The organism is Mesonia sediminis, assembly GCF_042684705.1.
GTDB classification, from domain to species: Bacteria; Bacteroidota; Bacteroidia; order Flavobacteriales; family Flavobacteriaceae; genus Mesonia; species Mesonia sediminis.
In genome coordinates this window covers 1-11,165 of sequence record NZ_JBHULZ010000041.1, presented here as the reverse complement: position 1 = coordinate 11,165, position 11,165 = coordinate 1, and the positions used below count along the sequence as shown (strand labels likewise).

At 34.9% G+C, this 11,165-nt stretch carries 13 protein-coding genes and 1 pseudogene; 2 read left to right on the top strand and 12 right to left on the bottom strand.

Going from position 1 to position 11,165, the window contains the following annotated elements:
* From ACFSQ0_RS08045 to ACFSQ0_RS08005, 9 genes are all read right to left on the bottom strand, one after another.
* Positions 1-184, bottom strand: a 184-nt coding sequence (locus ACFSQ0_RS08045) for a hypothetical protein (RefSeq protein ID WP_379046689.1), incomplete at its 3' end; no start/stop codon positions are given.
* 18 nt (positions 185-202) lie between these two features.
* Positions 203-589 carry a hypothetical protein gene (locus ACFSQ0_RS08040; protein ID WP_379046686.1) on the bottom strand — a complete coding sequence of 129 codons (387 nt, stop codon included), beginning with the start codon at positions 587-589 and terminating at the stop codon, positions 203-205.
* Positions 590-650: 61 nt separating this feature from the next.
* Entirely contained in the window at positions 651-1,085 is a 435-nt protein-coding gene (locus ACFSQ0_RS08035) for a hypothetical protein (RefSeq protein ID WP_379046683.1), read from the bottom strand.
* A gap of 928 nt (positions 1,086-2,013) precedes the next feature.
* A complete protein-coding gene (locus ACFSQ0_RS08030) occupies positions 2,014-2,775 on the bottom strand; it encodes an RDD family protein (protein ID WP_379046680.1) in 762 nt (253 codons plus the stop codon).
* Between the two features lie 412 nt (positions 2,776-3,187).
* A complete protein-coding gene (locus ACFSQ0_RS08025; protein ID WP_379046677.1) occupies positions 3,188-3,955 on the bottom strand; it encodes a LytR/AlgR family response regulator transcription factor in 768 nt (255 codons plus the stop codon).
* A 5-nt stretch (positions 3,956-3,960) separates the two neighbouring features.
* Positions 3,961-4,983, bottom strand: a complete 1,023-nt coding sequence (locus ACFSQ0_RS08020) for a sensor histidine kinase (RefSeq protein ID WP_379046674.1) — start codon at positions 4,981-4,983, stop codon at positions 3,961-3,963.
* Positions 4,984-5,061: 78 nt separating this feature from the next.
* On the bottom strand, positions 5,062-5,808 hold the full coding sequence (locus ACFSQ0_RS08015) for a hypothetical protein (RefSeq protein ID WP_379046671.1): 747 nt from the start codon (positions 5,806-5,808) through the stop codon (positions 5,062-5,064).
* 713 nt (positions 5,809-6,521) lie between these two features.
* A complete protein-coding gene (locus ACFSQ0_RS08010; RefSeq protein ID WP_379046669.1) occupies positions 6,522-6,839 on the bottom strand; it encodes a type II toxin-antitoxin system RelE/ParE family toxin in 318 nt (105 codons plus the stop codon).
* Entirely contained in the window at positions 6,830-7,072 is a 243-nt protein-coding gene (locus ACFSQ0_RS08005) for a hypothetical protein (RefSeq protein ID WP_379046666.1), read from the bottom strand. Before ACFSQ0_RS08005 ends, ACFSQ0_RS08010 begins: the two co-directional genes overlap by 10 nt.
* Positions 7,073-7,800: 728 nt before the next feature.
* On the opposite strand from ACFSQ0_RS08005, the gene ltrA reads away from it, so the two are divergent.
* Both ltrA and ACFSQ0_RS12640 read left to right on the top strand, forming a co-directional pair.
* Positions 7,801-8,928 (top strand): group II intron reverse transcriptase/maturase, encoded by a 1,128-nt coding sequence (gene ltrA, locus ACFSQ0_RS08000; RefSeq protein ID WP_449288682.1) that lies wholly within the window; start codon positions 7,801-7,803, stop codon positions 8,926-8,928.
* Positions 8,919-9,071: a hypothetical protein gene (locus tag ACFSQ0_RS12640; protein WP_379046315.1), complete on the top strand. Its 153-nt coding sequence runs from the start codon at positions 8,919-8,921 to the stop codon at positions 9,069-9,071. The genes ltrA and ACFSQ0_RS12640 overlap by 10 nt, the downstream gene beginning before the upstream one ends.
* A 130-nt stretch (positions 9,072-9,201) precedes the next feature.
* Here the strand turns inward: ACFSQ0_RS12640 and ACFSQ0_RS07995 are convergent, their stop codons facing one another.
* The 3 genes and pseudogenes from ACFSQ0_RS07995 to ACFSQ0_RS07985 all read right to left on the bottom strand — a co-directional run.
* A complete protein-coding gene (locus tag ACFSQ0_RS07995; protein ID WP_379046663.1) occupies positions 9,202-9,585 on the bottom strand; it encodes a DUF1573 domain-containing protein in 384 nt (127 codons plus the stop codon).
* Positions 9,582-10,769: a hypothetical protein gene (locus ACFSQ0_RS07990; protein WP_379046660.1), complete on the bottom strand. Its 1,188-nt coding sequence runs from the start codon at positions 10,767-10,769 to the stop codon at positions 9,582-9,584. Before ACFSQ0_RS07990 ends, ACFSQ0_RS07995 begins: the two co-directional genes overlap by 4 nt.
* A gap of 96 nt (positions 10,770-10,865) precedes the next feature.
* Positions 10,866-11,165 (bottom strand): annotated as a pseudogene (locus tag ACFSQ0_RS07985) (IS1182 family transposase); the annotation flags it as partial.

Here is an 11,165-nt window from a genome sequence, read left to right as displayed (position 1 = left end):
CTTTCCTGAATTTATCTTTGAGGGTGAGCAGTTTTCCTTTAGGATATACATATATTTTGTTGGGATCATAAAGACTATCCGCTAAAAACAAAACTGGTACAAATACCGAATTTTCAACTTTATTTTTGTGAATTAAAATGCTGAAACTTTCAATCTCTATGGGTTGTTTTAATTCGAAACTCACTATATCGCCACGAGAATTTTACGTGTTTATGCCTTTAATATTTTTATTAAATGTGCCTATTGTCTTAGTTTCTTTTTTTTCCACTACCACTTCCTCCAAATACAATTGCTTATTTATATAAATTAGATTTTTATCAAATTTTCTTTTAGGAATTTTTTCTTGATACCAATAATCAAAATACAAAACAATGGAGTCGGCTTTTTCAATCTTTTCTAGGCTCAGGTCAAGCGCATTATTTTTTCCAGGAAGATATATTATTGGGTCGGTTTGGTTGTATACTTTAAGTTTGTAATTGGAGATGGTGTCAAAATCATTATTGGAAACAAAATAATAGTGCTTTTGCGCGCTTACCAAGTTGAACGTTAATAAAAGAAACAGAAAAACCAATAAAAAATATTTGTTCATAATTAAAAAATTTTTAACCTCTCCGACAATATATCCGAGAGGTTATGTTCATTCAAAATATTTATCCTTCTGCGACCCATTCTTGCCAAGTGCAAGGAACTTCAACTGAACCTCCTCCCATAGCAATGCCAAAACGATATTTTTTGACCGTGGCATTTCTTGCCAGGTAATAACCGCCTTGAGGCCTTTCTTTTATTTCACAAGGTCCTGGATTGGAAATTTCATTGCACCAAAAGCACGCATTGGGTTCGACACCTAATGACGGGGTGTCGAGGTAATATATTAAGTCGATTACTTGATTAGGCTCGAACACCGCAAGAATGTGTTTATTCAATACACTAAATTCATATTCATTGTAGTTTTGATTAAGATGGGCGTCGTGAACAAAACTAGATAAAATATTCAAATACTGCATTTGTTCATCGGAAAGTTGGGAATTTTCTTCAAATATATTGTATTTGATAACCCAAAAATTCGCCTTTTCTTCATTGGACAATGCATTAAATTCAGCAATAGTATTGTTTGAATTGATAATATCAAAATACCAACTGCATTATACTGAAATAGGTTGACCTTTTTTACGGTTTTTTTTGGTTGATTATCTACTACTTTTAGATAGTAAGTTCAGATAGATTTACATTATTTTATCGATATGATCTGTATTTGATCGTTGGATTTTTGTGGACTTCAGCTGGCTTTCTTAAATCCAGGCTAAAATGTGTTCTTAGGTTATTGTAAATATACACTGCTTATGCAGTCATATTCTGCGCTAATTCGGTGTTTTTAATCGTTTGTTTTAGTCCATATTCATATTTAAGGGTTTTGTTAATTCGCGTTGCAACTGCGTTTCAAAGGGATCATACTGTTCGGTCATACTCATAACAATATTATTTTTTTCAGCAAATTGGGTGTATTTAGGGTTACAGTATTGAAAACCTCTATCGGATTGATGGATGAGTCTTTCACTTGGAGTACTTTAGCCCTTTATGTAAAAAAGGGAAACTAGTGACCCTCTACGTTTTTACCGCACGTGGGCCACCAGAATATTGGATTGAACGACTTAAAAAACAAAATTAAATGATAATAAAAAACGACTCTTCAAGACGTAATAGAATGCTACACCCCAAAATCAAGAAAAACCGCATAAAGTGATACCAATAAACCAATCAATACGCAAAGAGGTGCAATTTATAAGCTTTTTGGGTATCCTAAGTCTACCGCTAAGAAAAGACATGTGGCTAATCATCTCTAAAAGAGCAGCACAGCAATAGATTAATCCCCATAGTACCAACCGACAAACAGCCGGGTTAGTCAACACGGCGTTCATGTTAGGCTCCCGAAAAAAGAAGTCGGGACAGGCTGTACCGACCACACAGCTTGCCCCGATTTTTCATTGGGGAACGCTTAGTTATTGGCACCAGTATTTATTTAATCAGTTCTACTAATTTCCATTCTTCATTTGGTTCTTTTGTCAAATAAGCATTAACACTTATTTCTTTTTCATTTCCGATAACCTTTATTTCCAAATTTGCTTCGCCGTAACCACTTTTGACACTAACTCCGCCAGTTGGAAACATTCCGTATTTTTTTATTCCGCCTACATCAGTTATAATTTCTTGATTTTGTTCTATTTCACTAATTGCTGTTTTGTAGGCATCCGAACTTTTCATTGAAGCAAAAACAAAAACAAAAATGAATATAAAATATGTCATTCCAATTCCGCCCAATGCTAAAACCCTTGGCAAGACATTTAATTTTTTTGGATTTTTTAAAACGGATGTTTTTGCGATTTTATCACCAAGCCTTTTCTTATCTTGACTTACTGCAAGTGCTATAAATTCAATTGGCCAGATAATTATTAGTAGATTCCGAATAAATAGTCTGCCAATAGATGGAATTTCAGTGTGATTATTTTCATCACGAACCATAATTCCCATAATCCATTTCCCTGGGCCGACACCTTTTATAGAATCTTTTGCGAAATATAGGATAAAGCCAATTAGCATTGTAGGTAGAATTCTGACCATTACGTTACCAACATTGTCCTCATCAAAAAAACCTGTTCCGAGTGATAAAAATGAAATAGCAACTATTAAGAAAGTCATTGTGAAGTGGTCAATCAGAAATGCTGCAATTCTTCTAATTCTACTTGATAATGAAAATCTGTCTTCGAAATTTTGTGTCATTAGGATTGTTGGTTGATATTGGTGCCAACTCGTTATATCAACCCAAATATACTCTTTTAATACAATTCTGTACGGGTTAAAGCCTAACTCGGTTATTGGGGATAAAATTTAGAAGGGTCAACATTCCCCCGGCCAGGCTGCTCTGGTTTAAAAGGTTAGAAGAACGTGATGCAAGTGCGTAGCAGCGGGGGATTTTAGAATAGTAGGAGTAATCTCGTATGGTGGTTTTATTTGATACTATCATTTGATAGTATCAAATGAAGGGTCATTTTTTATCAATTCAAAGAAAAATGTTGTTTTAATAATTGAATACAACGTTTTGCGGCTTTGCGTAGTGGCGGAATAGAATTACCGAAGTTTCAGTTTTGCACTTGACCGGCCATTACGCAAAACGGATGTTGTGCGGTCGCTCTTATTTTTCCATCCATTCTCTAAACAATGCGGTTTGGTTTTGGCTTGTTTTTACATAATTGTTATATCCTTTTAGTTTTATTGCAAGTGAATTTTTGTTGTAACGTTCTATTTTCTCAATATAGTTTTTTTGGATTAGTTCACTCCGATTTATTCTAAAAAAATCGATTGGGTCGAGTTGCTTCTCTATTTCTGTCAAAGTCAGCTTGGAGAGTAAATGTTTATTACCTTTTTTATCATATGTAAAAATCACCCCTTCATCTGCTTCAAATAGAACAATGTCTTCCGTTTCTAAGAAATAAATACTTGTATTTTTATGAACGGTAAAACGTTTTTTGTATGCTTTATTCTGAAAATTTTGCTGAATAATTTTTGTTAACATCTGAAATTGATGACTTGCATCTGAAGACGTGTCTTTATACCACAGAAATTTATTCCAAGCCCTTTGAAAGCGTACTTTGGGAAAGGGCTTTAGCAAATAATCAATTCCGTTCTCTTCAAATGCATTCATCCAAAATTGGTCATATGCCGTAGTAAAAATAATAGGGCAGCTAACGGGAATCTGACTATAAATTTCAAAAGCATTACCGTCCAGCAATTCAATGTCTGAAAAAATAAGGTCGGGTTGATACTGTTTCAAAAATTCAACAGCAGATTGTACCGTGTCCAACTCTGCTATGATTTCATTTGACGTATCTAATTCTTTAATAAAACGTTTCAATTTATTCCTTGCTGGAATTTCGTCTTCTATGATAAGTATTTTTGTCATACGTTTTAATTGTGGATAATAGGAATTTCAACCGAAAAATCATTTTCTGTTTGATAAATTTGTATCGGTTTTTCAGAAAGTAATCTATATTGTTCTTTCAGGTTTTTTAATGCTCTTTCTGATTTGGGCTTGCTGTTTAGTTTTAGATTTATATTGTTGGAAACAGAGATAATTTTATCAATTTTTATATGAATACAAATAGGATTTTTTTCTGTTCCCAGATTGTGTTTAACAGCATTTTCAAGAAGCAATTGTAAGGTCATCGGAACCACAAAACCTATTATGCTTTTGCACTCGATTTGCAGTTGATAAGCGTTATGGTATTTATGCTTAATAAGCTTAAAATATTGCTTGGCAAAATCAATTTCGTCTTCAATACGGATTAATTCTTTATCGGTCGACTGTAAAACATAACGATAAATTTCTGCAAATTCATTCAGAAAATCAGATGCTTTGTCTTTATCCTCCTCTATAAGTTGATCCAGAACATTCAGGTTATTAAACAAAAAGTGAGGATTGAGTTGTGCTTTTAATTGATTGACTTTACTTTCCGTCATCGCTTTATTGTAAATTGCTATTTTTTTTGCTGTTTTTTTATGGATTAGATAGTAATAATAAGCAAGAAAAAAACCCCCATAAATAAGACTGTCTAAAAATTTAGAAAATAGCGATAGGGAGAATGTTTCTTGATTAAAATTTCTCTCGACATTACCAAACAGTAAAGCAATACTCAGCCCTAATGTGTTTGTGGCGAGTAAATAAACAAAAAGTGAGGCTCCAAAAATTTTAAATAATAACTTGGGACTAAACGTTTCAGATTTGTTCCACTTCTTGATAAAAAAGAGTATAATTAAAAACAAAAACCCTGAGCCTATTAATGAAGCTAAAGCCGCATCGGGTGTAAATGTATAAGCATTGATTTGCTTCCTTAGGATGATGCGTATGTAAATGGATTGTACATAAGCAAATAGCAAAATGAACAATAGGAAATAACGGTTTTGATATATTTTTTGAATGAAGTTTTTCATCTGATTTTAATGTTGCAATCTACAAAAAAAGGCTGTCTCCAGTGATACAGCCATTTTAATGTCTTAATATTAATTTGCCTATTTTGTCTTTTCAGGGAAAGATGCAATGGTGTTTCCTTTATCATCAAAGAAATCTAATTTTGCATTATTTTCTTTGTCCACATAAAACATTGCTCTTGGCATTCCTTTATCATCAAAAAGAAACAGACCGTTGTTCTGGCTTCTGGATTTGCCGAGCATCACTCGGGGAACGCCACCCAACAAACCTTGGGCTTCATATTCTTTGTATTTTTCCTGCATTGCTTTTGGATCTTTTTTGCGAAGTTCCTCCAATTCCTTCATAATTTCTGCCGTTTTTATTTGTGATTCTTTACTTGGTCTATCGTTAAAAGCCAGTGTACTACTCACAAATCTATTATCGCCTTGACCTACATCCTGAGTAAGCAGTTGCATTACCTGATCTCCATCATATTGGTCATATGTTAATGAAAGACCAGAAGAATGTCCGTTTTCAGTTTTTTGTCCATCATAGATAAATCCACCACATTCAATGCCATCTTCATTGAAAAACAACATCCCTGAACGCTTTTTTCTGCCCTCATTAGTTGGTCTACCATTGATTATGTCTGTACCGTTCGGAAAACGTTCCACGTTGGTAATAACCATTTTTATGGTACCGTCTTTTTCTACAATGTTGATGCGCTCCACATCTATTTCACTAAATTTTTGGTTACCTGATTTTTTGAATGCCGTTGATGCAATAAATGTAACCCCTACAACAGTAGCAACCGCAAAAGCTCTTAGAAATACCAATTCTCTGTTCATCTTTTTAAATTTTAAAGTTTGATGAAGCAAAAGTATTTTGTTGCTATTTCTTGTTCAAGAACAAAACAATGAATGCAGGAAAAATTCGGTTGAGCTAAGGAAAATTAAATATGATTCAGTTTAGTATAACACATCGTTATAATGTGTGTTATACGTTGTGTGTGCCCAGCATGGGCATCTTTATCATATCGAAGATATGATATTAATCTATAGGGTGCAAGTCCCTTATGGGCAGGGGCGACGCCTTGAACCATTAGTAAGCTGCAAGCTTGTCTGTTGCGAGACAGGAAGTGAAGGAAGCAGGACTACAAACCCTGGTACTGACGAACAGGAACCAGATATGAGGCTACAAGGTTGGATGAGCAAGCACATCATTGTGATGTCCTAAACATTTCTTTTGAAATGGAAACCAGAGCAGTAGATCTGGCAGGAATCAAGGTGCAGAAAACTGCATAGGTCTCACGGGTGGGGAAGTACCGAACGCAGTCATTCCAAAAATTAGAATGGGAGCATTGATTTTCATTAATTAGGTGACCGATTCCCAAGAAAATCTGTAGCCTATTCATAAAGTATAGAATAGTTTCAATGGGTGTAAAGAACGATTGGAAAGATGGGTTGTGAACCGCCGTATGCGAGACCCGCACGTACGGTGGTGTGAGGGGTGCACTCCGTCATTTGAAGGCGGAGCCATCCACTCGATTGGCAACGGGCTTTTATTTTTTTCGTCCTATTTTTATTGGATTTTGGCGAGTATCAAAAACATCATTTATTTCAATTCTATTCTCTTCCTTGTTAATCCAATAAATGACTTTATAGTTTTTGTAGATTAGATATCTAAACCCTTGATTTCTGTTTTTAAGAAGTTCTTCGGCTTGTCCAATTTCTGGTTGCTTTTTTAATTTTAAAGTTTCATTAAAAATACCGTTAACGAGTTTTTTTGCTATTCGAATTCCTGCTTTTTCTCGATGATATTGATAAATTTTTTCAAGTTCATTTTGAGAAAAATCAGTCCAAAATAATTTTAATTCCATTTATCAATCTTGGCTTTTAATTCGCTAGATTCTATTAGTCGATCATTTATTGAATCTTCCATAGATTTGTCAATTCGAGAATTAAACTCCTCTATTGTCATTGGTTTAAAATCATCATTATTAAAATTCTTGTTTTCTTTTCTAAGGATTTTTTCAAGACGTGAAATTACATCTTCACTTTGAATCTTTAAAAACTCTTGAATAAGTTCTAATTTTCTTGTTTGTAAATCCATTTTATTAGCTTTTTATCAAAGATACAAAATTATCAATTTAAACCTCTAATTTTCTTGCTTTCACGAATTTCACAGCTTGTTGCCAACGGTCTGGCTATGAGCAGTTGGGGATTTTTTACCCTAACTTTTTAGTTTAGCACTTACCTTTATTTTATACACTTTTTTTCATTTAATCACCTAAACTCCAATTGCTTATAGCTATTGTGTGTGCCCAGCATGGGCATCTTTATTATATCGAAGATATGATATTAATCTATAGGGTGCAAGTCCCTTATGGGCAGGGGTAACGCCTTGAACCATTAGTAAGCTGCAAGCTTGTCTGTCGCGAGACAGGAAGTGAAGGAAGCAGGACTACAAACCCTGGTACTGACCCTTCGGCTTCGCTCAGGATAAACCAGGCAGGAACCAGATATGAGGCTACAAGGTTGGATGAGCAAGCACATCATTGTGATGTCCTAAACATTTCTTTCGAAATGAACACCGAAGTAGTAGATCTGGCAGGAATCAGGGGAAAGAAGATGTTCTTACCTGGGGAGGTCTCTAAAGTTACGTGTAACTATATGGAGAAGTCAGCCGAGGTCGTAGTAGCCAGCCGCCTGATAGGTTGGTGAAGGACTGAACGATAATGGTCCTCAATAAACGAGGGAGCAATCTTACGCTTGCGGATAGTGTTCCAGTAAGATAGTAGCCCTTGATTAAGCGGGACAGCGAATCGATTGTAATGATTTATGATTAAACAATTAACAAGTAAAAAGAACCTAAATGCTGCCTATCGACGGGTGTACCGCAATAAAGGAGCAGCAGGAGTAGATGCAGTTCAAGTAATAGAACTGAAATCCATTCTACAAACGCACGGTAAGCGATACATCCAACAGATAGAAAGGGAGTCCTATCAGGTATCTCCAATACTGGGTGTTGAAATACCAAAAAGCAATGGGAAGAAGCGATTACTCGGTATTCCCACCGTTGTAGACAGGGTATTTCAACAAGCACTGCAACAAGTTTTGCAACCTGTATTTGAGCCAAGCTTTCAGAAGCATAGTTATGGGTTCAGGCCAACGCGCAACGCCCACGGGGCTGTTGCACAGAGCCTTGAAAATATTAACTCCGGTTATCAGTACATAGTGGATATCGACTTAAAGAGTTTCTTTGATGAAGTGGAACACTATATTCTTTTGGAGTTGATTTATAAAAAGGTAAAATGCAAGCCATCGATGAAACTGTTGCGTTCATTTCTTAGAGCGCCAATACTGATTGACGGTAAACTACATAAACGCAGAAAAGGGGTGCCACAAGGCTCTCCTTTAAGTCCGCTGCTTTCCAATATCCTGCTCAACGAGCTGGATAAAGAACTGGAAAAACGTGGACATCGTTATGTAAGATATGCCGATGATTTCAGTATTTACGTCAAGAGTAAGAAAGCTGCAAAACGAGTAGGCAACAGTATCTACAAATTCTTGCGGGACAAGCTCCAGCTTCCCATAAACAGGGAGAAGAGTGGTATACGTAAACCTTTAGATTTCCAAGTATTGGGGTTTGGTTTTGTACCAACCTACAAGAAAGGGGAAAAAGGCAAATATCAACTGGTGGCTGGATTATCGAAATGGAAAGAATTTAAGGCAAAACTTAAACATCTAACCAAAAAGACGATTCCTGCCAATTTTGAAGAACGTATCCAACGGATCAACCTGCTACTGCGGGGCTGGATAAATTACTTCAAACCAGCATCCATTCAAGGAAAGCTTAAAAAGCTGGAAGAATGGCTAAGAAACCGTTTACGGTACTGCATCTGGTCCCGAAGCTTCGGGAGAAAAAGCCCGAACGAAAACGGAAAAATCTTATCCGATTGGGTGTAAATCCAGATCAAGCCTATGCCTGGAGTCGTACCAGAATGGGAGGTTGGGCAGTAGCCCAGAGCCCTATTTTGCGTACCACTATAACCGTAAAACGATTAAAGTTGAAGGGTTATGTTAGTTTAATCGAATATTATAACCGATGAGTTTCATTATTGAACCGCCGTATGCGAGACCCGCACGTACGGTGGTGTGAGGGGTGCACTCCGTCATTTGAAGGCGGAGCCATCCACTCGATTGTAGGTAGTGCTTTTTTATCCGCGTTTTAATATCCGATCAGTCAATGATTTCCGTTTTGATGTAAAATTGCAAATATTTATTATGTGGGTTGTCAGTTTCAATTGTGATTACTTTTTTTTGTAATCCTTTTAATCCCTCTGTATTAAATGTAACATTCACCTTGGTAGATTCATCAGGTTTTAATTTGGTTTTGTTTAATTCAGCTTGAACGCATTTACAACTTGTTGTTACTTTGTATAAATTTATGGGATTATCGAATGTATTTCTTAAAACAAAAGTTGCTCGTAGAGATTCAGCCTTTTTAGTTATTCCAAAATCATATATTGATGGGTTAGAAAAATCATTTGTATTTAACTGGTGTTTTCGTACACTGCAACCCACTATTGATAATAGCAGCAATATATAAAATAGTTTTTTCATAATCCGTAGCTATGATTAGGACATTTTTCAATTTTTCGTTCGTTCACGTATTCAAATTTTCCTGTCTTTCGGTTAGCTCTCCACGCTTTTATTATTTTGGTATGAAATTCAGTTTCTGTCGGGTTTACAAGTGCAATGATTTCTGTTTCTAATCCATTTTTGGTTATACAATATTCGGTTAGGATTCTATTTTCTAATTCGCTGTTGTCAATTTCTAAAATATCGATAATAATTTCTTGATGAGTATCTATACTTTTAAAGAACAATAAAATCCGTTTGTCTGAAGAAGAATATTCTTGAATTCCAAATGAGTTGTTAAAATTGTCTATTGGCAATAAATAACCTCCAATATATTGTATGGGATAATCTTCAAAAACAATTTTTTTTCCAAATTGTACTCTATCTTGACCAATGAGTGAATTAATGTCCGTTCCCCATAATTGAAGTTTATTTTTAAATTCAAAATGTTCCACAAATTGCTTTAGTGTTTTTAGAGGAATACCATAATCAATTAATGCAGGGCCTAAGCACGTTGGTCTTATCATCAAATATAATTCGTCTTCGATGTAGTTGAAATAAAACTCAGGGCAAATATTATCTACCCAAACTAATTCTTTCAATTTTTCTTTTTTCAATTTCTGAGCATCATTATCCCAAAAGATATAATATCCTTCTGAGTTAAGGGTGTTTTTTAGCGTATCTGTTGGAATTGAAAAGAAATCATCAAAAATAAGTTTATCCCCTGTGTTTAAATTATAAATAAGGCTTTTGAAAAAGAATTGCGGTCTCCCAAGATAAGGGTAGATTTGTGAAAAGATAGAAATGTTTAAAATATTATTTGATGCGTATTCTACGGTAAAGTTTTCCGTTATCCCGTCCCTATATTCTTCATTAGATCCGTAATTCAGTTGAATGGAATCTATTTCATAGTAGTTGTGCAATTTGTTAACGTATGTGCTATCGTTGAAAGGGGTGTATTCAAAATGTTTTTTAATGTCATCATTGATTTTCTTTTGAGCTACAGAATTTATTCCACCTTTTATTTGAGGTACGAGTGAGTTTACTTCAACAATATTTTTAATATCAAAATTCACTTCTAAGGTGTCAATTTCAATTTGCGTATTTGATTGTGAATGGGCAAATAATGATATTAAAACTAAAAAAGGAAGAATTATTTTTTTCATATCTTGTTTTTCGTCAGCATTACCTACAACGGCAGTCAGTCTCAAAACTACCAATTAATGCTCTTAAAAATACTATTTTTCTGATTTTTATGAAATTTATCGAGGAGTCAATATTTTTTGAAAATGATTTTTAGGGGCGTAAAAACAGTTTAAAATGAGTGCTAGTTGCATTTCTAGGTGATAAATAGCGGTTTTGACATTGGTGAAGCACAATTTCTTCTGCTTAATTAACTTCAAGATCCTTTTCAAGTTATAAGCTAACATCATTAGCCCTAAATCTGCACTGGCTGCTTTTATTCCTTTTTTGGTCATAATATGGTCAAATCCCCATTGCCTTTTTAATGTGCCATAAGGATGTTCTACCAAGGCCTGTCGTTTTTTATAAAGGCGCTCGTT

What these genes read in the sequence shown, in the direction of transcription:
- ACFSQ0_RS08040 (WP_379046686.1), bottom strand. Translation starts at nt 589, where the DNA reads ATGAACAAATATTTTTTATTGGTTTTTCTGTTTCTTTTATTAACGTTC.
- ACFSQ0_RS08030 (WP_379046680.1), bottom strand. Translation starts at nt 2,775, where the DNA reads ATGACACAAAATTTCGAAGACAGATTTTCATTATCAAGTAGAATTAGA.
- ACFSQ0_RS08025 (WP_379046677.1), bottom strand. Translation starts at nt 3,955, where the DNA reads ATGACAAAAATACTTATCATAGAAGACGAAATTCCAGCAAGGAATAAA.
- ACFSQ0_RS08020 (WP_379046674.1), bottom strand. Translation starts at nt 4,983, where the DNA reads ATGAAAAACTTCATTCAAAAAATATATCAAAACCGTTATTTCCTATTG.
- ACFSQ0_RS08015 (WP_379046671.1), bottom strand. Translation starts at nt 5,808, where the DNA reads ATGAACAGAGAATTGGTATTTCTAAGAGCTTTTGCGGTTGCTACTGTT.
- ACFSQ0_RS08010 (WP_379046669.1), bottom strand. Translation starts at nt 6,839, where the DNA reads ATGGAATTAAAATTATTTTGGACTGATTTTTCTCAAAATGAACTTGAA.
- ACFSQ0_RS08005 (WP_379046666.1), bottom strand. Translation starts at nt 7,072, where the DNA reads ATGGATTTACAAACAAGAAAATTAGAACTTATTCAAGAGTTTTTAAAG.
- ltrA (WP_449288682.1), top strand. Translation starts at nt 7,801, where the DNA reads ATGATTAAACAATTAACAAGTAAAAAGAACCTAAATGCTGCCTATCGA.
- ACFSQ0_RS07995 (WP_379046663.1), bottom strand. Translation starts at nt 9,585, where the DNA reads ATGAAAAAACTATTTTATATATTGCTGCTATTATCAATAGTGGGTTGC.
- ACFSQ0_RS07990 (WP_379046660.1), bottom strand. Translation starts at nt 10,769, where the DNA reads ATGAAAAAAATAATTCTTCCTTTTTTAGTTTTAATATCATTATTTGCC.